This window comes from uncultured Granulicatella sp., assembly GCF_963515095.1.
Lineage (GTDB): Bacteria > Bacillota > Bacilli > Lactobacillales > Aerococcaceae > Granulicatella.
On sequence record NZ_CAUPXD010000004.1, the window covers coordinates 1 to 23,752 of the forward strand.

Genomic DNA, 23,752 nt, shown 5'->3' on the forward strand with positions numbered 1-23,752 from the left:
TTTAAAAAAATTTTTAATCGTCAATAAATTTTTTTTTTTTAATCCTATTATTTTTTTTAAACATTTGGGTTTTTCAAAAAATCCTGAAGGTGATCAAATTGATTCACCAACAGGATTTGTCGAACAACCTACAATAGTCCATGAGAGAAATCCTCCTTTGATTTTTGCTTTTAGTCGACTGAATCATAACTTGGATTTCTCTTTTTTGCATGTAAAAAATCCTATCGGTGATTTCTCACCAACAGGATTTGTCAAACAACCAATAAAAAAGACTTTTCTGATTAGTTCATTTATGAGAATCCAAAAGGATATCCCCGCTAATTCAGAAAAGTCTATTTCTATTTTTATTTTTCTAATTATCTCTCATCTTCAGTATATTCCATCAATGTAAAGATGTCATATCCTTCGATTTTTTCACGGCCTTTTAAGTCTGTTAATTCCACTAAAAATGCTAAACCAACTACTTCTCCGCCTAATTTTTCAACTAATTTTGCACAAGCATCCATAGTTCCACCTGTCGCTAATAAGTCATCACAAATTAATACTTTTTGTCCTGGTTTTACAGCGTCTTTATGTAAATGTAATTCAGCAGTACCGTATTCTAAATCATATTCAACAGAAACTGTTTCACGAGGTAATTTACCTTTTTTACGAGCAGGAGCAAACCCAATTCCTAATTCATAGGCAACAGGACATCCAACGATAAATCCACGAGCTTCGGGACCAACAATCATGTCAGCTCCTCTACTTTTTGCATAATCTACGATTTGTTGTGTCGCATATTGGTATGCTTTCCCATCTGCCATTAAAGGTGAAATATCTCTAAAAATAATACCTTCTTTAGGGTAGTTTGGTACACTTGCAATGTAATTTTTCAAATTCATTTTTATTCCTCCATATTTGTCAGCCAATTTGTTAATTCAGAAAATTGACTATAGATAAATACTCTTTCGAGCCAAAGTTCTTCTTGCAATTGTTTCATTAAAGTTGACTGCATTAAATCCATAGATGTGGAATCTGGATTTAATTTTAAACAGCCGTCTTCTATTATAACAAATTTTAATTCAAAAAACACTTTTAAAATTACTTTAAATTGATCTAAAGGAATTTTTAAATAAGTGGCTAATTCTCCTGTTTTTTCATTATAGGGTACATTTGAATGTGTTTTTAAATATTGATAAACAGCCACAAATCGTTCCCTAGTTGGGATTCCCATTGTCATAATAGATTTAGGTGTATACGCAATAATATACATTTTTTGCGTATACAAATGTTTACGAAATTCTTGAATGACTTCTTTAGATTGCGGACAATCAAATACTACAATCGATTCAAAATCTGCTTGTTTTTCTTCTTTTATCCATTCTTCCATTGAAAAGACTTTAGAACTTGTATCAATTCTTTCACTTACTAATGGTTTTAGAGCATCTCTTTCAACTAAATAAGCTGCCTTCTTCACTGATAGATGTTCCGGTCGAATTTTATTTGTGCGCCAATCAAAAATTAACGCATCTTTAACAGCGATATCTTTTAACATTAATTGAGGCAAGCGATTTTGTTGCCATTCATTGATTTCTAAAGTTCCAATGACTTCAACCTCTGCTTGAAGATTTAAGCTATCCGCCCATTCTCCTTTATTAAAAATTAAAGCCTGTAACTGATTCTGTTCAGAATTCAACGTTAATTTTAAATGCTGCTGTTGAGCTCCAATCTTTTGTTTTTGACCTACTATTACGGAACTAATTTTAAAAATCGGTTCAGCATTATTCGTTCCATAAGGTTTTAATGCTTGAAGAGAATCGATAAATTCTACATTTACTTGAGAAAGTGATAATGCTTCTTCAATATTAATCACTTTTTCTTCTTCAAATAATTCAGGATGTTGTTTCGCATACGTCTCGATAGCTTCCATAAATCCTGGTAGCATCACTGTTTCTACACTGAGTCCAGCAGCCATATGATGTCCACCAAATTTAGCCAAAGTGTCTTGACAAGCCGATAGTGCATCATAGAGATTAAACTGTGCGCAAGATCTTGCAGAACCTTTAGCCATTAATCCATCTGATTGAATTCCTAAAACAATCGTCGGTTTTTGTAATTGTTCGACGATTCGACTTGCAACAATTCCTAGCACACCTTCATGCCAATTAGATTGAGCTAATACTAACACTTTTTGATTCATTTGTGCTTTAGCTAATTCCAATGCTTCTTTTGTAATATCATCTACAATTTGTTTTCTCTTAGCATTTTCTTGTTGCATTAAAGTTACAACTTCTTGGGCGACTTCATCATCAAAAGTCGTAAATAAAGCAACACCTGGAGTCGCATCTCCTAATCTTCCAAGAGCATTTAAACAAGGTCCTATTTGAAACCCTATTGTTTTCTCATCTATTAAACCAGGAGTTAATTGTAACGCTTGAAATAAATAACTTAATCCAATTCTCTCTGTTTGATTTAATTGTTGTAAACCTAATTTTACTAAACTACGATTTTCATCTGTTAAACTAACTAGATCCGCAATTGTTCCAATACAGGCAATTTCAGCTAATTCAACAGGAAGTTCTCCTAATAAGGCATGTGCTAATTTAAAAGCAACTCCTGCCCCAGATAAATCTCCAAATGGATATTCACCATCTGGATGGCGAGGATGAATCACTGCATAAGCTTTAGGGAGAACAGGAGGAATCTCATGGTGATCTGTTACAATAACATCACATTGTTGACCCATTGCCCATTCAACACTTTCATGAGCAGCAATTCCACAGTCAACCGTTATAATTAAAGATACTCCTTTTTCAAGATACTCTTCAAAAACACGAGTATTCGGACCATATCCATCTATAAAACGATTCGGCAAGTAATATTCTACTTGTGCACCCATCATTTCTAATGTTTCGTATAATACCGCTGTACTAGTAATACCATCAGCATCATAGTCCCCGAATATTAAAATACTTTCATCCGTTTCAATCGCTTGTTGAATCCGTTGAATCGCTTTTTCCATATCATACATTAAATATGGATCATGCCATAATGTCGGTGAAGATGATAGAAATTCTTGAATTTGTTCCTCAGTTTGATATCCTCTTCTCCTACAAATTTGAATCAATAAAGGAGAAAGTCCTAATGCTTTCGCAATTTCTTTAGAGCTTTCCTCTATTGCTTTATTGACCAAATCCCATTTAGCATTTGCAAAAGACATCCTATCACCTCCAGAACTTATTTTTTATTAAATAATTTTAAAATACTAAAGTCTCCAATTTTTGGGAAACAAAAGTTTAATTTTGCTGCAAGATTCATACTATACGGTACATTCACTTCTCTTTTTTGAAGTTTCATTCCTCGAACAATTTTTCTAGCAACTTCCTCACTTGTTAAAACATACCTAGACACACTTGCTAAATATTTTCCTGTTGGTTCTGCTTTTTCAAAAAATTGAGTCGCAATTGGTCCAGGATTAACCGTCATTACATGAATGCCTTGTTCTTTTAATTCTAATCGTAAAGCATTGGAATAACCTAACACTCCAAATTTTGAAGCTGAATAAACCGAAGTTTTTGGAGTTGCTGTTTTCCCTGCTTGAGAAGCAATTTGTACAAACATTCCTGATTTTTTCTGAATTAATTTAGGAAGATATTGTTGAGTGATTTGAATTAAAGTGTATAAATTCAATTGTAACATTTCTTCAATTTCTTCTTTTGATAAATCAACGGCTTGTTTTAAATAGCCTCTACCTGCATTATTAATGACAATATCGACATCAATGGATTGAATTTTTTCTAATAGTAATTCTACTTCAACTGCATTCGATAAATCACAGGCATAGTAATAAACTGGTTGATTCGTCCATTGTTGGCAATTGTTGGCTACTTGTTTTAAAACTTCCTCACGTCTTGCCACTAATATTAAACCAGCTTGTTGTTTGGCACATTCATAAGCTAATTGTTCGCCTAAGCCTCCACTAGCTCCTGTAATCAATACCATTTTCCCATTTATTGAAAACTGTTCACGTTTTACCATATTAATTTCTTCCAATCGTAAATGTATCAAAATCTTTGACTACTTTTGTTTGCGGGAATACTTTACGAGCTTCCTGTTCTAATTGACTCACTTGATGCCCTAAATAACGCGCACTAATATGAGTTAAATATAATTGTTGAACATTCGCTTCTAAAGCAATCGTTGCCGCTTGTTTACTTGTTGAATGGAAATGTTGACGAGCAGTTTTTTCTTTATCCGCTTCATAAGTTGCTTCATGAACGAGAACATTTGCATTTTGTGCTAAAGCAATCGTTTTAGGAGTAAATCTTGTATCTCCACAAATGACTACGATACGTCCTTTAATATCTTCACTGACATATTCTTTTCCATCAATCACACGACCATCTTCTAATGTGACCACTTCCCCACGTTTCAAGCGACCAAAAACAGGCCCAAACGGCACTCCTAGCGCTTTTAATTCATCAGCTTTTAATTCACCAATTTGGTCAGCTTCTGTGATTCGAAATCCATAAGAAGGAATGCCATGTTCTAACTTCATCGCTTCTACTTTAAATTGTTGATCCGAAAATAATACTCCATCCTCTTCAAATTCAATAACTTTCAATGGATAGCTAAGTTTAGAATATGAAACTGAAATACTTGCATCAATAAAACGTTTAATACCTTTTGGTCCATAAACGGTTAATTCATCTTCTCCACCTTGGAATGAGCGACTCGTTAATAAACCTGGTAAGCCAAAAATATGATCTCCATGAAGATGCGTAATAAATATTTTTTTTATTTTTCCTGGTCGAATAGTTGTGTTTAAAATTTGTTGTTGCGTTGCTTCTCCACAATCAAATAACCAGATTTCATTTCTTTCATCTAATAGTTTCAAAGCGATTGACGAAACATTTCTCATTTTGGCTGGAACTCCAGCACCTGTACCTAAAAATTGTAATTCCATAATGGCTCCTAACTACCTCTTAATGTTTGATAAATCATTTTAGCAATCCACAAACCTTGTTGATGTGCCCCAGTTGTATTCACGATAGACGCTTTTTCATAGAACCAATCTGGATGCGTACTTGATTCTGTTTTCCAATCAATATAATAAACATTTGAATACTTCTCAGCCAAATTATTCGAAATTTGATTAATTTCACGTTGCCATGTACGATTAATCGTATTTGACACTAAGAAGATTTGTTTATCCATACCAATATTTTTCAAAACAGCATCTAATTGTCCTTTAGTATAAGCTCCATTACTTCCAACCATTAATACAATGATATCTCCCAATTGTTTTTGTTGTTTCAATTGGTCAATCATTCCACCGAGTTCATACACTTGAAGATCTCGATTGGCACTAATCACGGCATTTGGATATAATGTTGGAATTTCTTGAGCCATCGCTAATAACATCGTATCACCAATAAAAGTAATAGAAGTATTCGAACTAAAAACCGTTTCTTCTCGACTCAGTCCTTGAATATTATTAATTGTTTTAACGATTTTTTTATCAGTATTTCGAGTATTTTTTGATAAAGATTCACTAGTTAATAATACTTCTTGTAAAGCTGATTCTTGAGCAGATAATCTTGGACTTGCTTGAATAAATCCAATTACTAAAATCATGATAATTGAAAAATGATACACTATTTTTACTGTTTTACGTGTTGAGTGACTCCACTGTGATGTTAATCGTTGCATTACTTTAGTGAATTTTCCTCTTTCAAATAATTGATACCAAAGTTCTCCTAAAATAACTAATAACACAATTTCTACCATTCTATGTAAAACGGGGGTAGAACTTGTATCTCCAATCTTAGCTTGGTATAAAACCGATAATGGTAAGTACCATAAATAATAAGAAAGACTTCTTCTACCGATAACCGTTAAAGGTTTTAAACGGAAGAATAAAGAGGTCACTGATTTAGGATGTAAAGAAATCATCAATAAAACAGCCACAATAATATCAAAAATAAACATGCCGCCTCTAAATGTAATAGAGCTATGTTCTTTCAGTGTAAACAAGAATAGAACTAATAATACAATTGGTACAAAACGAATCACTGACTCATAACGATATTTTTGCTTGTATTCTCCATAAAATTTTTGAATCGGAAATACTAACGCTACAACTGCTCCCATTAAAACAGAAAAAGCTCGTGTATCCGTTCCAAAGAAAATTCTTAAGAAATGGGCATTTGAAAAATCTTTCGTCATCATTAATAATACGGAAGCCACTAACAATACAATGACAATCTTTTGTAACACTTGATGTTTTTTAATCATCACACTTAAAAATACAAATAAAATTGGCCACAATAAATAATATTGAACTGCTAATGACATATACCATAAATGAGAAAATGGCGATTGCGTTAATACCGTTATCGCATGATCATTTTCCTGAATAATTTGCCACCAGTTATTCATAAAGAATAAATTGGAAACCATCGTACTTCTTAAATTCACTAAAAGTTCCCTTTGAAATAACAGTAAATAGAAAATTACTGCTACTATCATCGCAAAAGTTGGGACAATAATTCGTTTTAATCTTTTCGTTAAAAATGATTTTAATGGTACTTTTCCATTTTTCATTAAAGAATCCATTAGACTAGCAGTCATAAAATAGCCTGATAATAGTAAAAAGATATTTAAGCCTAGAAATCCACCTGGAATACGGTAAGCCATCATTTGATGGCCTACTATACTCATAATCGCAATGGCTCTTAAACCATCAAAAGCTGCGATATAATCTCGTTTTTCAATTTCAGTTCTATCAATCATGACATCACCTAATCGACAAATTCAAAAACAAACTTACGAATTCGAACCATGTCTCCATTTTCAGCACCTTGACTACGTAAAGCAGCATCAACACCCATTCCACGTAATTGACGTGAAAAACGCATCACAGATTCATCATGTTCCATATTCGTCATTAAGAATAATTTTTCTAATTTATCTCCATATAATACCCATGTACCATCAGGATCTCTTGTAATATCAAATGGACGTTCTTCTTCCAACCCATAAACCATATGCGTTTGAGCTTCTTGTACTTCATCTAACGGGAAGAATTCTGTTTCTTCTAGTATTTCTGCTGTTCTTGCTAGTAGTGCTTGTAAGCCATCTTTACGATAAGCAGAAATCGGGAAAATTTCAGGCATTTCTTGACCATCTGGTAAGTTTTCTTGTAAATCTTTTTTAAATTGTTCTAATAATTCTTCAGACTGTGGTTGATCCATTTTATTTGCCACAATAATCATTGGACGTTCTAGTAATCTTAAATGATAAGAACCTAGTTCTTGCATAATCACTTGATAATCTTCATAAGGATTTCTTCCTTCCATTGAAGCCATATCAATAACATGCAGTAATACCTTTGTACGTTCAATATGTTTTAAGAAATGGATTCCTAAACCAACACCCATATGAGCTCCTTCGATTAATCCAGGAAGATCGGCTACAACAAATTGTTCACCGTTTGGAGCTTGTGTCATCCCTAATTGTGGATTTAAAGTTGTAAAATGATAATCCGCAATTTTTGGTTTTGCACTAGAAATCACCGACAATAAAGTTGATTTTCCTACAGATGGGAATCCAACTAAACCAACATCTGCTAATACTTTTAATTCTAATTCAATTTCAAATTCTTCTCCTGGTTCTCCATTTTCAGCAATATCTGGAGCAGGATTTTTATGAGTAGCAAAGCGAATATTTCCACGGCCTCCACGACCACCCTTTGCTACTACTACTTCTTGATCTACTTCTACTAGGTCTGCAATCAATTCTTTTGTTTGAGCATTACGAACAATCGTTCCAGCAGGTACTTTAACAATTAAGTCATCTGCTCCACGACCATACATACTTTTACTCATCCCATTTTCACCAGGTTTTGCCTTAAAATGACGTTTGTGACGGAAATCTAATAACGTTCTAAGTCCTGAATCGACTTTAAAAATGACACTACCGCCTCGTCCGCCATCTCCACCAGCAGGACCTCCATCTGGGACGTATTTTTCTCTTCTAAATGCTACCATACCGTTACCACCGTCTCCGGCTTTCACCCATATCGTCGCACGATCATAAAAAACTGCCATTAGGATTCTCTCCTTTCATATTTTTAGTGACTATTTAACAATTAACTCTGTGAAGTCAGCAAACTCTAAAATCATTAGTGCTAATTCACGTAAGAAACGTAAACGATTTGTACGAATTTCTTCATTATCGACCATGACCATATTTTCATTAAAGAATTCATGAATTTTTGGAGTAATCGATGCAAATGCAGCAAATTTTTCTTGAGCTGAATAGTTCTCGAAGTCTTTTCTTAAAGTAGCAATTGATTCTACTAATTGACGTTCACTTTCTGTCTCAACTTTATCTAATGAGTATTCTGAAGAATGACGAGCTTCTGCAAATCCTTTTGCACTAATATTAATCACTCGGTTTAATGCTTCAGTAATATCTTTGATTGCCGCATTAGATACTTCTTTTTCTAACACAGCTACAGCTTTCATTTGTTCTGGTACACTCTTAGAGTTAGAATTCAATACCGCTTCAATAATATCATGACGTTTTGTTACTGTGGTCATTCTTTGAGCAAGTCTTTCACGAATAAATCCTAAAATAAATGCTTGAACATCTTCTTTCTTATCCACTAAGAATGATGCATAATCCAATGCTAATAAGGTTTTAGCGAAATCATCAATGTCTAAGTGCCATTCGAACGCTTCTAAAATTTGTACTAATCCCATTACTTGACGACGTAATGCATAAGGGTCATTTGATCCTGTTGGTAACATACCTGCTGCTGTAAAGCTTAAGAATGTATCTAATTTATCTGCAATCGCTAATAATGCACCTGGAACTGATGAAGGTAATTCAGCATCTGCACTAATTGGCATGTAATGTTCACGAATCGCTCTAGCTACTTCTGGAGTTTCTCCATAATTTTTCGCATAAATTTCACCCATAATTCCTTGTAATTCTGGGAATTCACCAACCATATTCGTTACTAAGTCAAATTTATAAATTTCAGCTGCACGTTGAGCTGTTTCAACATCTTTTGCATCTAAGTTTAATTCATTTGCAATACGTCCAACTAATAATTGAACACGATTCATTTTTTCAGTCATTGAGCCAATTTTAGCATGGAAGTTTAATGTTTCTAATTTCTTCAAGAATGCTGTCATTGGAACTTTTTTATCTTCTTCATAGAAGAATAAAGCATCTTCTAGACGAGCTGTTAATACTTTTTGATTTCCTTTTGCCACATTTTCAATCATGTAGTCATTTCCGTTACGAGCAGAAATGAAGTAAGGTTGTAATTCACCTTGAGCATTGTACACTACGAAATAACGTTGATGTTCTTTCATAGAAGTGACTAATACTGGTTCTGGAACGACTAAATATTTTTCATCAAATGTTCCAGCAAATGCTGTTGGATATTCTAAAATAGAACTTACTTCTTCTAATAATTCTTCATCAATTGGAACTGTCCAAGCATTTTTAGCCGCTAATGCTTCAATTTGTTTACGAACTAATGCTTTTCTTTCATCTTGATTTACAATTACAAATTGTTCCGCTAAAGCTTTTTCATATTGTTCTGGGCTAGCAATCTCAGTATCTTTTCCTAAGAAACGATGTCCTCTTGAAACTCGTCCAGCTTTTACATCTAATACTTGAATTTCTTCAATGACTTCTTCTCCGTATAAAGCAACAATCCAGTGAATTGGACGTAAATATTCAAACGTATGAGCAGCCCAACGCATTGTAACTGGGAATTTCATATCAGTAATAACTGAAGATAATTTCTTAACAACTTCTTTTGTAGATTTACCTTCTAATAATTGTTTCACGTGAATATATTCCACATCTTTAATAGTTTCTACATAAATATCGTCTGTTGTTAAACCTTTTCCACGAACAAATCCTTCAGCAGCTTTTGTCCATGCTCCATCTTTTTGTGCAATTGCTAGAGATGGACCTTTAAAAATTTCAACACGATCTTCTTGCTCTTCTTCTAATCCATTTACACGAACAGCTAATCTTCTTGGTGTTGCAAAAGCTTCTACAGATTCAAATGCTAAGTTTTCTTGTTTGAAAAAGTCTTCTACACGAGTTGCTAATTGTTCTGAACTTGTACGAACATATTGCGCTGGTAATTCTTCTAAACCAATTTCTAATAATAATGATTTTGTCATAATTGTCCTCCTAATGTTACTAATCTATCCTATTAGTCTTTCAATAATGGGAATCCTAACGATTCTCTTTCAGCTACGAATGTTTTAGCAATGGTACGTGCCATTTTACGAATACGACCTAAAAATCCTGCACGGTCTGTCGCAGAAATAATGCCACGTGCATCCATTAAGTTAAAGGCATGAGAGCATTTTAATACACAGTCATAAGCTGGGTGAACAAGACCTTTTTCCATTAGGATTGTTGCTTCTTTTTCATATTCAGTAAATAATTGCATTAATAATTCAGGATTACTTTCTTCAAATGCATATTTAGAATGTTCAAATTCTGGTTGTTTGAAAATATCTCCATATTTTACATCACCAGTCCAGACTAAATCATAAACACTTTCTACTTCTTGGATATAAGAAGCTAAACGTTCTAATCCATAAGTAATTTCACTTGTTACTGGATGACATTCTAATCCCCCTACTTGTTGGAAGTAAGTAAACTGAGTGACTTCCATTCCATCTAACCATACTTCCCATCCAAGACCAGCACAGCCTAATGATGGATTTTCCCAGTTATCTTCAACGAAACGAATATCATGTTCTAATGGGTCAATCCCTAATGCAATTAAACTTCCAATATATAACTCTTGAATGTTTTCAGGAGATGGTTTCATCACAACTTGGAATTGGTGATGTTGGAATAAACGGTTTGGATTTTCACCATAACGACCATCAGCTGGACGACGAGATGGTTCTACATAGGCAGCATTCCATGGTTCTGGTCCAATCGCACGTAAAAAAGTATATGGACTCATTGTTCCAGCACCTTTTTCAGTATCATAAGCTTGTAATAATAAACAGCCTTGATTTGACCAATAATTTTGTAATGTTAAAATAATTTCTTGTACTGTTAATTTTTTTGACATAGTATTCCTACTTTCTATAATTTTTATGACAGGATAAAATTCATCTTGAATCTCTTATTGTAAAACGAAGTCTTTCCTCCTTTTCCCTATAAAAAAATCCCTATGTACACTAAAAAAGCATACATAGGGACGATTCATCGCGGTTCCACCCTAATTTCTTAGAAAACTCTAAGCTTCATTTGCTATTGACTCCAATGCGCCACAATTCATTCTCTATCAAACGGCTTCCACCTATCCCGTTCTCTCTATCCATATTTAGAATGATTGTTTCATTTTCCACGTCATATTTACTGCATTAATATTACTGATTTTTCCTTCAAAAGTCAAGTTATATCAATCATTTGTTAGCTTTTACCACTTCATCATGATATAATTTTCCCATTATTAAAGGAGGAGAATTTGATGCGTTGTGCTTGGGCAACTATTTCTGTACTAGACCAAAAATATCATGATGAAGAATGGGGAGTTCCTTGCTTTGATGATCAAAAACTATTTGAGATTTTGACTTTAGAAGTGATGCAAGCTGGACTCAGTTGGTCGACCATTTTGAAAAAACGAGAAGGTTTCAGAGAAGCTTTTGAACAATTTGAAATCTATAAAGTTAGTCAATTTACAAAAAACGATGTAGAACACTTACTCCAAAATCCTAACATCATTCGTCATCGTCAAAAGATTGAAGCCACTATTCAAAATGCGAAAATTATTTTGCAATTACAAATTCAATACGGAAGTTTTCATGAATTTTTATGGAATAAGTTTAACTACACTCCAATCATCAATCACTGGGAAACGATGGAAGAAGTACCATCTTCTACTCCACTTACCGATCAATTATGTAAAGAATTTAAAAAACTTGGATTCAAGTTTATCGGACCAACTACCCTCTATTCATTTTTACAAGCATCTGGCATCATCAATGATCACCTTGATTCTTGTCCATTCAAACACAAATAAAGACTTTTATGCGGTGCATAAAAGTCTTTATTTTAATTACATCCATTTAGAATAATCGTCATCATCCATGGCTTCTACTGTTCCAAGTAAATAACCATTCCCTACTTGAGAGAAGAAGTCATGGTTACTTGTACCTGTTGAAATACCATTCATCACAATTGGATCCACATCTTCAGCTGTATCTGGGAATAATGGATCAAAGCCTAAATTTTGTAAAGCCTTATTCGCATTATAACGAATGAATACTTTTACTTTTTCAGTCCAACCAACTTGATCATAAATTGATTGTGTATACTTCACTTCATTTTGATACAATTCTAAACATAATTGATAAACCCACATTTTAAGAGTTTCTTGTTCTTCTAAAGGTAATTCATTATATCCTTGTTGGAATTTATAGCCTGTATAAGTTCCATGAACTGATTCATCACGAATAATTAATTTAATAATTTCCGCTACATTGGCTAATTTATTGTTTCCTAAATAATACAATGGTGTAAAGAATCCACTATAGAATAAAAATGTTTCTAACATCGTTGAAGCAACTTTCATTTTTAGTGCATCTCTACTTTGATAAATTTCATTAATTTTTTGAGCTTTATACTGTAAAAACTCATTATTATTTGTCCACTCAAATATATCTTCGATTTCAGCTTTTGTATGTAAAGTACTGAAAATCGTTGAATAACTTTTCGCATGAACAGATTCCATAAATTGAATATTATTCCATACTGCTTCTTCATGTTGTGTACGAACATAGTCTTTCATCAGACTTGCACCTTCTTCAGATTGCAATGTATCTAATAAAGTCAATCCTCCAAATACTTTCCCTACAACATCTTTTTCAGCTGGGGATAATGTTCTCCAGTCATCTAAGTCATTTGAAACAGGAATACGAGTATCTAACCAAAATTGCTCGGTTAACTTTTCCCATGTCATTTTATCAATCATATCTTCTACTTGGTTCCAGTCAATCGCTTTATAATAAGCTACTGGGGCAGAAGCATTTTGTGACAAAATTTCATTAAAATATCGTTTCTCACTCATGATAAGTCTCCTTTTTTGAATTAAATACTACAACTTTCGCAACCATTACTTCCAATTTCATCATTATTTTCTGTAAATGTACGAACATAATAAATTGATTTGATTCCTTTATTCCAAGCATAGTTTCTTAAAATATTTAAATCCCTTGTTGTCATTTTTCTTGTACGTCCATTTTTCCATTCATATAAACCTTCTGGTAATTCAGAACGCATGAATAATGTTAAACTCATTCCTTGGTCAATATGTTTTTGAGCTGCTGCATATACATCAATTACTTTACGCATATCAATATCATAAGCTGATTTATAATATGGTAATGTTTCATTTGATAAGAATGGTGCTGGATAATATGTTTTACCAGTTTTCTTCTCTTGACGCTCCTCAATTAAACGAGTAATTGGATGCAAGCTTGCACTTGTTTCATTTACATAGCTGATTGAGCCTGTTGGAGCAATTGCTAAACGATTTTGGTGATATAGTCCATCTTCCATTACATCTGCTTTTAATTGTTTCCAATCTTCTGCCGTTGGAATTGGTAAGTTTGCAAAAATTTCTTTTACTTTTTCAGATTTAATTTCTACATCTGATTCTGTATAAGCATCGAAATAAGTCCCTGATGCATAGGCAGATTTTTCAAAGCCATCAAATGTTACGCCACGTTCTTTCGCAATTTTATGACTTGCTTTTAATGTATAGAAATTCAATAGACGGAAGTATAAATCTGTTACTTCAATCGATTCAGGCGAACCATATTCCATTTGATTTAGCGCAAAGAATGTATGTAATCCCATTGCTCCTAAACCAATTGTATGAGCTTTTTGGTTTCCATTTTTAACGGTTGGAACTGCATCAATACTTGAATGATCTGTGACAAATGTTAATGCACGAACCGCCACTTCAATCGAGCGTTCAAAATCAGGTGATTGCATTAAATTAACAATATTTGTAGAACCTAAATTACAGCTAATATCTGTTCCAAGTACTTCATATTCTTGTCCATTATTAATGACCGAAGGACTTTGTACTTGTAAAATTTCTGAACATAAGTTACTCATAATGATTTTTCCATCAATTGGATTTGCTTTGTTCACTGTATCAATATTTACGATATATGGATAACCAGATTCTTGTTGTAATTTACTAATTTCTTGTTCTAAATCACGCGCACGTAATTTTGATTTACGAATTTCTGGATTATTGACCATATTTTCATACTCTTTTGTAATATCGACATAAGAGAAAGGAACACCATAAATACGTTCCACATCATATGGACTAAATAAATACATCATATCATCATTCTTAATTAACTCGTAAAACTTATCTGGAACTACTAGCCCTAATGATAATGTTTTAACACGAATTTTTTCATCCGCATTTTCTTTTTTAGTCGACAAGAATGATACGATATCTGGGTGGAAAACATTTAAATAAACGGCTCCTGCACCATTACGTTGTCCTAATTGGTTTGAATAACTGAAACTATCTTCTAATAATTTCATAATTGGAACAACCCCGCTAGAAGCATTTTCAATTTTCTTAATTGGGTCTCCAGCTGCACGAACGTTAGATAAACTTACTCCAACTCCCCCACCAATTCTAGATAATTGTAAAGCAGAGTTAATCGTACGACCAATACTATTCATGTCATCCGTTGTTTGAATTAAGAAACAAGACACTAATTCACCACGACGTTTTCTTCCGGCATTTAAAAATGTTGGTGTTGCTGGTTGATAACGTTGATGAATCATTTCTTCAGCTAAGTCTCTAGCTAATTGTTCATCTCCATCTGCTAAAAATAAAGCATTAAAAACGATACGATCTTCAAATCTTTCTAAATAACGTTCGCCATCATTTGTTTTTAAAGCATACTGCTTATAAAACTTAAAGGCTGACATAAATGAACGAAAACGGAATTTTTTCTTATAAATTTCTTGCATTAAGCTTTTTACAAATTCACGGTCATATTTATTTAAAAACTCTTCTTCTAAATAATCATGTTCAATTAAATAATCTAATTTTTCATCTAATGTATAGAAAAACACCGTGTTTGGATTAACATGTTCTAAGAAAAATGCACGTACTGCTTCTTTATCCTTATGTAAAGGAATTTTCCCATCAACCGGACGGTTCAATTCATTATTTAATGAAAAATATGTTACTTCTTGAGATTTACTAATTAATTTTGGACTATCCAAGTTCGCTCACCTTTTCCTTTATTAAAATTGCATCATTCCAATAGAAAAATTCCATCTATAATAGTCTTTAGGTTAACCTTTATTAAAAATCTGTAAACAACTATCTAAAACTACTTTTTCTATTTTTCATACTTTATCATTATAGCTACTTTCTCCTCTTATATCAACCTATAAATTCTACATTTAGTATTCTATAAAATTATTAGCACAAAATATAGTAATAAAGTTTAATTTCTATCAATATATTGACAAAGAGATTTTTCAGATTTACACTTATCAATATCAAAGAAAGGAGAAGAAAAATGACACTTTCTCATACCATTAGCGCATCAGAAAGACAAGTTCTTCGAGTAATTTGGGCAAACCCAAAATGCACGAGTAGTTTTATCATTGAAGCATTATCTACAAATTTCAACTGGCAAGCTGCCACAATTAAAACTCTTATCAATCGACTGTTGAAAAAGGAATTTATTATCCCAACTTCAAAACGACCTTATCAGTATGTCGCAACTTTAACAGAAGAAGAATTATTAGATTTAGAATGCAGTGACTTATTAAGTCACGTTTGTCAAAAAAAACAAGGCGAATTATTATCAATCCTCATTCAAAAAGCTCAATTAACCAAACAGGACACTCATCAATTACAGAAATTATTACAAGAAAAAGAAATAAATGCTCCTGAACGTCTAGCTTGTACTTGTATACCAGGTCAATGTCGTTGTTGTCATCACTAAAAAGCCTAACCACCATTTAAGGTAGTTAGGCTTTCTTTTTTTAATACCAAACGCTAACGTCTACTCGACCGCTAATTCCTTTTAAGTATTCACTTGAAGTATATTGCCAACCTTTTGAACCTGAATAATAAGGATTATTCCAATCTAATGCATCTGTATATGCAGCCACCCAGTCCACATATTTTAAAATATCTGGATGGTTTAAACGGGTTTGTAATAAATTTCTGTAACTATAAACTCTTACATTCGTATAGCCAGCTTTATGCATTGTATCCATGTATTTATTCACAATTTTCACCCATGTTTTTGTATCTTTAGGTGCAGCTTTTGCTTTATTTACATACTCCCAATTTTCAACATCATAATAAATTGGATAACTTGGTTGAATATGGTATTTTTCCATTAATTTAATCGTATGTTTTGCTTCTAATTCTGCGTCTGTTTCATTTTCTGCGTACGTATATAAATATACTCCATAAGGAATTCCTAGACGGTTTAATTCTTTAATATTATATGCTAATTGTTTATCTTCATCATATGCATAATAACCTAGACGAACAATTACTCCATCAATGCCATTTTCACGAATAACACTACTCCAGTCTTGGATTTTTCCATTATGTTCACTGACATCAATGACTTTTTTCGCATCACTTCCGCCCACTTGTTCTTGACGGCGATTTAAGAAATAACGTTGGCCATTTTTTTGTACCCAACCCCATTCTAATCGTTCTTGCTTTTGGATTTCACCAGTATCTGAGAAGATATATTTCGTATCTCCAACCGTTACAACTCCTGTTGCCATTACGCCGGATTCACCTAAATAATAATTGCCTGCCCATTCTTTTTCAGCTCTAGCACCATTCGCTTTGAAGTAATACCATTTTCCATCAATTTGAGCCCATTGACTGCGAGCATATTTTCCATCAGCATTTAAATAGAACATTGCATTATATTGTGGATCAAATAACCATTCTTTTGCCATCATAGCTCCTTCACCGTTGACAAAATAATCACTGACCCATTGACGAGTTGCTAAGTAACCACCTGATAGTAAGTAATACCATTTATTTCCATCTTGAATCCATTCTTTATCAGCATATTTCCCATCCGCTTTCAAATAGAAATAAGAATTATATTGATTATCATAAATCCATTCTTTTTTCGCCATGGCACCACTTGGATTTAAATAGTAATTCCCTTTCCATTCACTCTTAGCCATATAGCCCCATTCTTTGAAATAGTACCATTTGCCACCAATTTCTAACCATTGATTTTCAGCGTAATTTCCATCTGCTCTCAAATAAAAATAAGACTTATAAGTTTCATCATAAATGAAAGAACCAACAACTTTTTTACCGTCTTTATCTACATAAGAACGATCAATCCATGAAGAAGTTGCTTTTGATCCATCTTCTTTTATAAAATATTGTTGTCCATTAATCGTTTGCCATCCTTTACCTTGCGCAGACTTTTCTTCTTGAGCGCCTACCGTTGGTAAAGTGAATAATACTAACGCAGATAATGATAATGCGATATTTCTTAATTTCATTTACTGTAAATCTCCTTTTTCTTAAACTCTCACTTTGCCATTGTATAATTAAACGCATAAAAACTCAAACAAAATCCTAAAATATCCCCCCCTCATAATTGTTCAAAAAAATAAAAGAGGAACTTCTACTAAATAGAAAATTCCTCTTTTAACGATACATGAACTTAACTGAAACAATTAGTCATTGAATAACGAACGGATTGTTTTGAAAATTTCTTTATTTTGTTCAATTTTCACATCATTACCCACTACTACAAAGGCATTTTGAGCTAATACTTTTTCCATTGTTGGAGCAAATGAACGAACTTTTTCAGGTGTTACATTTAAAACTTCATCACGAGTCTTTTGAACAAGTTCATTTGTCACATGAGTAAAGTAACGAGTAAAGGCAATATTTCCTTTTTGATTTGCAGAAAGTGGACGATCAATACTGCTAAATGTTCCAATGAGATTTTTCTCAAATTCTTCTTTTGATGGATTGTAATTTTCTAAATATTGAACTTGTCCATCATAAGTTTTTAGAGTTTCCACTAAGTTTGGATCACGATAGGATACAGCAGCTACTTCACCTTTTCCACCAATCACACTCATTCCACCGTAAGCTCCACCTTTGACACGAACCGTATTCCATAAATAATCTAACCCTAAAACAGTTTGTAAGAATGCATTTGACCCTTCAAATGGAACACCTAGTAATGTTTGATTGTAACCTTTTGCTACATATTGAATTTCTTGAGCAGTTTTAAATCCTTCATTCAATACTTCAACAGGAGTTGTAAATGGTTGTGGTGTCACTACTTCTTGTGATAGATGTTGGAAGAATGATTGAGATAAAGTTTTAAATTGTTCAAAATCTTCTTTACTTCCAACAAATGTTGCAGTTACTCCATGAATGTTCAAGATTTGACGAAGTACAGCCTTTAATTGTTGACTAAAGCTCTCTTTTCTTTCATCATAATGTTTCACTAAATCAGAAATATAATCATAGTAATCAATACCTTCTAATGCTTGGGCATATTTTGCTCCTTCTGAATAGTAAGATTCTAATCGACGTACTGCAATGGTATGCGAAGCATAATTCATATGCATTTCTAAATTCGCTTTTGTATTTAATAACAGTTCTTTAATCTTATCATAATCTTCCAAGTTTGAACGGAAGACAATTTCTTCCACCAATTCAATTAATTTTGGTAAATATTGAGATAAGGCTTTTCCTGAAACTGTGAAGAATGGATAATACACATTTTTCGCAATATCTTCTGTCATGACAAAAGCATTTGTTGAAATTCCACCGGTATAGAAATCCATCTCTGTATTTAAATCTTCATCAGCAAAATGTTTTGTACTAATTTCACCTAATAATTCAGTGACAAAAGCAGCTACCGGAATTTCTTCTGTTTTAATTCCTCTCATGTCGAAGAAATATTTCGCATATGAAATTCCTGCTGTGAAGTCTTCATAATGTAAGAAAGTCGGTGTATCGTTTCCTTCTTCAACGGTTAATGGATATTGAGTTGCTTTCTTTTGAATATCATCAATGGATAGTGTCGGAATTTTTGCTAAATCTTCTGGTTTATCAGGAGATTCTTGTCTTTCGATTAATTTTTTAGTCGTTTCAACTAATTGATCTAACTCTTCTTCACTTAGACTTGCTTTATACTCTGCTAATTTTCTAGCTAATTCTGCTTCTTTTTCTTCTAATAAACCTGGTTCTGGTTTTAGGGTAATGATTGCAGCATGAGTATTGTCTAATAAATATTTTTGAATAATATTTTCGAAATATCCATCTTCAACTTTAGCTTGAATGGCATCTAAATGTTGTTGGTATTCAAATGATACATATGGACTTCCATCATATAACCAACTTGTTAAAGCATTCATTCCATACATAACACCTTTTGGTGTACTACCTTCCAAAGCTGTTAATTCTTTATAACGGAAAGCTGTTTTATTTAAAGCAGCTTGAATCGCTTTTCTAGAAATTCCTTCTTTCACTAAACGTTGTAATTCCTGTTGAATAATTTGAACAAATTGTTCTTTTTTATCAGCATCTGTATCTTTTAAAACTACTTCAAATGTTGGAGAATACGTATAAGCAGAATATCCACCCATAACATCACTACCAATATTCGCTTTTAATAAAGCTTTCTTCAATGGTGCGGTATTACTACCTAATAGCAATTCATCTAAAATACTTAAAGCAATTCCTTCTTCTCCATCAGTACTCGTTCCTGTAGCCCAAGCATATTCTAACAATGTTTTATTCTCAGTTGAGTCGCCTTTAGAAACAGAATACGTACTTGTTAGTTCTTTAACACTTGTAAATGGTTCTTGTTGGTATCCTATAAATGGAACTTCTTTTGCTTCAAAAGCATCAAAGTATTCTGATAATTGTTCCATTGCTTTTGATAAATCTAAATTTCCATATAAAGTTACTCGAGCATTACTTGGGTGATAATACGTTTGATGGAAATCAATGAATTTTTCTTGTGTTAGTGTTGGAATTGAAGCTGGCATTCCTCCAGAAACATGTTTATAAAATGTGTCAGGGAATAATGTTGGTTCAACTAGACGGTTTAATTCTGATTCTGGTTGAGAAAATGCTCCCTTCATTTCGTTATAAACAACGCCTTTATACGTTAATTCATCTTCTTTATTTTCTAAATGATAATGCCATCCTTCTTGCATTAAAATTTGTGGGTTTGATAAAAGATTTGGATAAAATACTGCATCTAAATATACGTCCATTAAATTTTCGAAATCTTTTTGATTTCTTGAAGCTACTGGATACATTGTTTTATCAGAGAATGTCCATGCGTTTAAAAATGTTTGTAGGGATCCTTTTAATAATTCTACGAATGGTTCTTTTGTTGGGTATTTTTTTGATCCGTTTAATACGGAGTGTTCGATAATATGCGCAATTCCGTTGTCATCATATGGTGGTGTACGGAATGCGATGGAGAATGCTTTGTTGTCATCATCTGTTTTTAAGTACATGACTTGAGCGCCTGTTTTGTCATGTTTGTATAAATAGTAATCGCAACGGATATCTGGTAATGGTTTTTGTTCTACGAGTGTAAAACTGTTAAATTCTTTTGTCATCAAATGACCTCCATTTCTAAATTGAATCTGCTTGTCTTTTATTCAATCACGATTTCTAACAATAAGCAAGAGAAAATCATTGGAACGTAAAAGTTTTGGGCGTAGAAAAAAGAAATAAAAAATAATTTTTGATGTAGCTAGGACGCCAGCAGACCTTGCGGTCTCATGGCTAAAATTTGAGCCTTGGTCTCAAATTTTCCTTTGTGATAGAATCGCTATCCAGCGATTCTATCACCTCAGCTATAAAAAATTATTTTTTATTTCTTTATTAATGTTATTTACTTTTCTTACGCATCATATAAAAACAGAAATCAAATTTTGATGTTTTATCGTAAGTTCTCCTTTATGATATAAACGCAATTACCATTCCTATCATTTCAGCTACCAAATGTTCACTACGTAAAAAATAAAGAATACAAAAAAGTTTCCTTTTTAGCTTGAGTGATAGAAATACTGGGAAGTATTTCTATCACTGTTGGAAAATTTGAGACCTTAGGCTCAAATTTTAGCCATGAGATTCGCTCTGCGAAGCTGCTGGCGTCTTAGCTAATTAGGAAACTTTTTTGGATTCTTTATTTACTTAGAATTATTTGAAAAGTATTCTTTAATTCTTTTTCACACGATTCGCAATTAATTTAAACAAAGCTGTTGCGAAAATGGCAATCAAAATTGAATTAATCATACTAAAAATCCAACCATTAATAAAAACAACTGCCGTAGAAGCTTGATAGAAAAAGACCTCTAACGTCGGCAAAATCAAACCAAAAATAATCACATTCGCAACCACTTGAATCACATTAAAACGCAAAGCATCATGACGAGAAAAAGTACCCGCTAAAAATGACTTACGACGAATGCCTAAACCAAAAACATATCCAAGCATCCCTACAGAAATCGCAATCGCAATCCATTGCTCTGTCGTTCCTAATAACAAATCAATTAAAATCGTTGAAATACCAACAACTGCAGCAAATAACGAACCTGCCAAACCAGCCACAATCGCTAGTAAAATATAAAAGAAGTTAATCTCCACTCCTTCAAAAATAGGTAATGTAATTCCTACATAGTGATAACTAAGAACTAAAACAATTAATGAAACGATATGAAGAAGACCTGTTTTTATGAATTTATTTTCTTTCATCATTTTTCACCTCTATTTTGACTCTTCACCAATAATTTTTACTTCTGGTTCAAGTGCTACTTGGAATTGTTCAAATACAACTTCTTGAACATGTTGAATCACCGCTAAATAATCCGTTGCTGTAGCATGATCAATATTTACAATAAAACCTGCATGTTTTTTAGACACTTGAGCACCACCAATTTGGAATCCTTGAAGCCCTGCATCTTGGATTAATTTCCCAGTAAAATGACCTTCTGGGCGTTTAAACACACTTCCACAAGAAGGATATTCTAATGGCTGTTTACTTTCACGTAAATGAGTTAATTCTTCCATTTTTACTTGAATCGATTCCTTTTTCCCTGGACTTAGATTAAAGCAAACATCAATCACTAAATCTCCACTTTCTTGTAGGGCGCTATGACGATATGAAAACTTTAATTCTTCATTCGTTAAACGTTTGATTTCGCCTGTACGAGTGACAACATCTACAAATTCTACTACTTCACAAACTTCTCCGCCATAAGCACCTGCATTCATATACATGGCTCCCCCAACACTTCCTGGGATACCACATGCGAATTCTAATCCTGTTAACGAATGTTCTAATGCACATCTTGTCACTTCAATTAAAGACACACCAGCTTCTGCTAAAATTTTATTTCCTATTACTTTCATAGCAGTCATTTCATTTAATAAAATAACCGCTCCTTTAATGCCACCATCTCTAACAATAACATTACTCGCATTTCCTAGTACTGTAATAGGAATTTGTTTTTCTTGTAAAGCTTTAATAATTTTGGCAGTTTCATGTTTATCTTTTGGGAAAATTAAACATTCAGCTTCCCCACCTGTTTTAGTAAAAGTATATTTTTTTAAAGGTTCATGGAAGCATACTTTTACTTCTGGAAATTGCTCTTTCCACCAATCTTTCATCTTATTCTCTCCTATTATGCAATATCTTTTTAATGATACTATTCATCAGTTTCTACGTCAAATGATAAAAAGCCTTCAGATGCTTTTGCATGTGCTAATCTCTCACAAATAAAATGACTTAATAAACTAGAAATAGGAGTAACTGGATTATCACCCTGAGTTTGAACAGTAATAATAAAGGAATGAACAATACTTTCAAACCCTCTCTTATATAAAGTTGAATCCCATGATGAAAAATGATCTTTAATTTCTTCTCCACCTTGATAAATGGTTAAGTCTGTTAAATTTTGTAATGAAAAAGTACCCGTTTCAGCTTGAACTTCAATTCTTTCAAGATTAGCTCCAGATTCTGTATTCATCATCACAATGGCTGATTGTTCCTCATTTTCTAAATAAATTGTGCATTGTTCAATAACGCCACGATTTTTCTTATAATAAAATGACCCACGTTTTGGTTTTTCATCCATTAAAAATAATGCTGTATCTAAAGGATGAATAAACACATCAAAAATACGTGTACGATTATCAAAACTTGGAATCGTACAATTCTTTTCTGTTATGATTCTCTTCTTATGAGGGACATTTTTTAATTCGACTACTTTTGGAGCAAAACGTCGATTAAATCCAGCTGTTAAGAAAGTTTGATTTTCTTTTGCTAATCGGTATAATTCAAGCGTTTCTTCATAACTAGGAGCAATCGGTTTATCTAAATAAACAGGGATTCCTTTTTCTAAAAATTGCTTTGCAACTTCAACATGAGCCTTTGTCGAAACATGAATCATGACCCCATCTAAATCAAACTGTAATAACTCCTCTACACTACTACATGGAATACAACGCCCTAATAATTTTGATTCTCGGTGTAAAACTTCTACATTTCTAGTACACATATACCATTTCACATTACCAATTGAACGCATTACTGGTAAATAGGCTTTTTGTGCAATCGCACCAATTCCAACTACTCCAATATTTAACACGAGAACTCCCCCTAAT

The 23,752-nt window shown here is 33.0% G+C and carries 18 protein-coding genes; 3 read left to right on the forward strand and 15 right to left on the reverse strand.

The window, feature by feature from the left end; translation table 11 throughout:
• Nucleotides 1-391, forward strand: a 391-nt coding sequence (locus RWL86_RS01775) for a hypothetical protein (protein ID WP_314076892.1), incomplete at its 5' end; no start/stop codon positions are given.
• Here the strand turns inward: RWL86_RS01775 and RWL86_RS01780 are convergent.
• Genes RWL86_RS01780 through glyQ form a run of 8 tightly spaced genes read right to left on the reverse strand, consistent with a single transcriptional unit; the run spans nt 357 to nt 11,113 of the window.
• Nucleotides 357-884 (reverse strand): adenine phosphoribosyltransferase, encoded by a 528-nt coding sequence (locus RWL86_RS01780; protein WP_006702792.1) that lies wholly within the window; start codon nt 882-884, stop codon nt 357-359. The genes RWL86_RS01775 and RWL86_RS01780 overlap by 35 nt on opposite strands.
• A gap of 2 nt (nt 885-886) precedes the next feature.
• On the reverse strand, nt 887-3,202 hold the full coding sequence (recJ, locus tag RWL86_RS01785) for a single-stranded-DNA-specific exonuclease RecJ (RefSeq protein WP_314076893.1): 2,316 nt from the start codon (nt 3,200-3,202) through the stop codon (nt 887-889).
• A 17-nt stretch (nt 3,203-3,219) separates the two neighbouring features.
• Entirely contained in the window at nt 3,220-4,020 is an 801-nt protein-coding gene (locus tag RWL86_RS01790; RefSeq protein ID WP_314076894.1) for an SDR family oxidoreductase, read from the reverse strand.
• A 1-nt stretch (nt 4,021) separates the two neighbouring features.
• Entirely contained in the window at nt 4,022-4,948 is a 927-nt protein-coding gene (gene rnz / locus RWL86_RS01795; protein WP_314076895.1) for a ribonuclease Z, read from the reverse strand.
• A gap of 8 nt (nt 4,949-4,956) precedes the next feature.
• Nucleotides 4,957-6,777: an acyltransferase family protein gene (locus tag RWL86_RS01800; protein WP_314076896.1), complete on the reverse strand. Its 1,821-nt coding sequence runs from the start codon at nt 6,775-6,777 to the stop codon at nt 4,957-4,959.
• Between the two features lie 8 nt (nt 6,778-6,785).
• Nucleotides 6,786-8,093, reverse strand: a complete 1,308-nt coding sequence (obgE, locus tag RWL86_RS01805; protein WP_314076897.1) for a GTPase ObgE — start codon at nt 8,091-8,093, stop codon at nt 6,786-6,788.
• 30 nt (nt 8,094-8,123) lie between these two features.
• Nucleotides 8,124-10,199, reverse strand: a complete 2,076-nt coding sequence (gene glyS / locus RWL86_RS01810; protein WP_314076898.1) for a glycine--tRNA ligase subunit beta — start codon at nt 10,197-10,199, stop codon at nt 8,124-8,126.
• A gap of 32 nt (nt 10,200-10,231) precedes the next feature.
• The gene (glyQ, locus tag RWL86_RS01815) at nt 10,232-11,113 is read right to left on the reverse strand and encodes a glycine--tRNA ligase subunit alpha (protein ID WP_040507500.1); all 882 of its coding nucleotides are present in this window, start codon (nt 11,111-11,113) and stop codon (nt 10,232-10,234) included.
• Nucleotides 11,114-11,512: 399 nt separating this feature from the next.
• Here glyQ and RWL86_RS01820 point away from each other — a divergent pair, with 399 nt between their 5' ends.
• The gene (locus tag RWL86_RS01820; RefSeq protein ID WP_314076899.1) at nt 11,513-12,067 is read left to right on the forward strand and encodes a DNA-3-methyladenine glycosylase I; all 555 of its coding nucleotides are present in this window, start codon (nt 11,513-11,515) and stop codon (nt 12,065-12,067) included.
• 36 nt (nt 12,068-12,103) lie between these two features.
• On the opposite strand, the gene nrdF is transcribed toward RWL86_RS01820, so the two are convergent.
• Together nrdF and nrdE are read right to left on the reverse strand one after the other, a co-directional pair.
• A complete protein-coding gene (gene nrdF, locus RWL86_RS01825; protein WP_314076900.1) occupies nt 12,104-13,114 on the reverse strand; it encodes a class 1b ribonucleoside-diphosphate reductase subunit beta in 1,011 nt (336 codons plus the stop codon).
• A 20-nt stretch (nt 13,115-13,134) separates the two neighbouring features.
• Nucleotides 13,135-15,312: a class 1b ribonucleoside-diphosphate reductase subunit alpha gene (gene nrdE / locus RWL86_RS01830; protein WP_314076901.1), complete on the reverse strand. Its 2,178-nt coding sequence runs from the start codon at nt 15,310-15,312 to the stop codon at nt 13,135-13,137.
• Nucleotides 15,313-15,614: 302 nt separating this feature from the next.
• On the opposite strand from nrdE, the gene RWL86_RS01835 reads away from it, so the two are divergent.
• Nucleotides 15,615-16,046: a BlaI/MecI/CopY family transcriptional regulator gene (locus RWL86_RS01835; RefSeq protein WP_314076902.1), complete on the forward strand. Its 432-nt coding sequence runs from the start codon at nt 15,615-15,617 to the stop codon at nt 16,044-16,046.
• Nucleotides 16,047-16,086: 40 nt separating this feature from the next.
• Here RWL86_RS01835 and RWL86_RS01840 read toward each other — a convergent pair whose 3' ends face one another.
• From RWL86_RS01840 to RWL86_RS01860, 5 genes are all read right to left on the reverse strand, one after another.
• Nucleotides 16,087-17,598: a GH25 family lysozyme gene (locus RWL86_RS01840; RefSeq protein WP_314076903.1), complete on the reverse strand. Its 1,512-nt coding sequence runs from the start codon at nt 17,596-17,598 to the stop codon at nt 16,087-16,089.
• Nucleotides 17,599-17,775: 177 nt separating this feature from the next.
• On the reverse strand, nt 17,776-20,700 hold the full coding sequence (locus tag RWL86_RS01845) for an insulinase family protein (RefSeq protein ID WP_314076904.1): 2,925 nt from the start codon (nt 20,698-20,700) through the stop codon (nt 17,776-17,778).
• A 604-nt stretch (nt 20,701-21,304) separates the two neighbouring features.
• Nucleotides 21,305-21,844, reverse strand: a complete 540-nt coding sequence (locus RWL86_RS01850; protein WP_314076905.1) for an ECF transporter S component — start codon at nt 21,842-21,844, stop codon at nt 21,305-21,307.
• A 9-nt stretch (nt 21,845-21,853) separates the two neighbouring features.
• Complete coding sequence (gene murB / locus RWL86_RS01855) at nt 21,854-22,756, reverse strand: UDP-N-acetylmuramate dehydrogenase (RefSeq protein ID WP_314076906.1); 903 nt, start codon at nt 22,754-22,756, stop codon at nt 21,854-21,856.
• A 38-nt stretch (nt 22,757-22,794) separates the two neighbouring features.
• On the reverse strand, nt 22,795-23,736 hold the full coding sequence (locus RWL86_RS01860; protein ID WP_314076907.1) for a Gfo/Idh/MocA family oxidoreductase: 942 nt from the start codon (nt 23,734-23,736) through the stop codon (nt 22,795-22,797).
• Nucleotides 23,737-23,752 lie beyond the last annotated feature (16 nt).

Bases quoted from the DNA above. Each gene is read 5' to 3' on its own strand.
- RWL86_RS01780 (WP_006702792.1), bottom strand. From the start codon at position 884: ATGAATTTGAAAAATTACATTGCAAGTGTACCAAACTACCCTAAAGAA.
- recJ (WP_314076893.1), bottom strand. From the start codon at position 3,202: ATGTCTTTTGCAAATGCTAAATGGGATTTGGTCAATAAAGCAATAGAG.
- RWL86_RS01790 (WP_314076894.1), bottom strand. From the start codon at position 4,020: ATGGTAAAACGTGAACAGTTTTCAATAAATGGGAAAATGGTATTGATT.
- rnz (WP_314076895.1), bottom strand. From the start codon at position 4,948: ATGGAATTACAATTTTTAGGTACAGGTGCTGGAGTTCCAGCCAAAATG.
- RWL86_RS01800 (WP_314076896.1), bottom strand. From the start codon at position 6,777: ATGATTGATAGAACTGAAATTGAAAAACGAGATTATATCGCAGCTTTT.
- obgE (WP_314076897.1), bottom strand. From the start codon at position 8,093: ATGGCAGTTTTTTATGATCGTGCGACGATATGGGTGAAAGCCGGAGAC.
- glyS (WP_314076898.1), bottom strand. From the start codon at position 10,199: ATGACAAAATCATTATTATTAGAAATTGGTTTAGAAGAATTACCAGCG.
- glyQ (WP_040507500.1), bottom strand. From the start codon at position 11,113: ATGTCAAAAAAATTAACAGTACAAGAAATTATTTTAACATTACAAAAT.
- nrdF (WP_314076900.1), bottom strand. From the start codon at position 13,114: ATGAGTGAGAAACGATATTTTAATGAAATTTTGTCACAAAATGCTTCT.
- RWL86_RS01835 (WP_314076902.1), top strand. From the start codon at position 15,615: ATGACACTTTCTCATACCATTAGCGCATCAGAAAGACAAGTTCTTCGA.
- RWL86_RS01840 (WP_314076903.1), bottom strand. From the start codon at position 17,598: ATGAAATTAAGAAATATCGCATTATCATTATCTGCGTTAGTATTATTC.
- RWL86_RS01845 (WP_314076904.1), bottom strand. From the start codon at position 20,700: ATGACAAAAGAATTTAACAGTTTTACACTCGTAGAACAAAAACCATTA.
- RWL86_RS01850 (WP_314076905.1), bottom strand. From the start codon at position 21,844: ATGATGAAAGAAAATAAATTCATAAAAACAGGTCTTCTTCATATCGTT.
- murB (WP_314076906.1), bottom strand. From the start codon at position 22,756: ATGAAAGATTGGTGGAAAGAGCAATTTCCAGAAGTAAAAGTATGCTTC.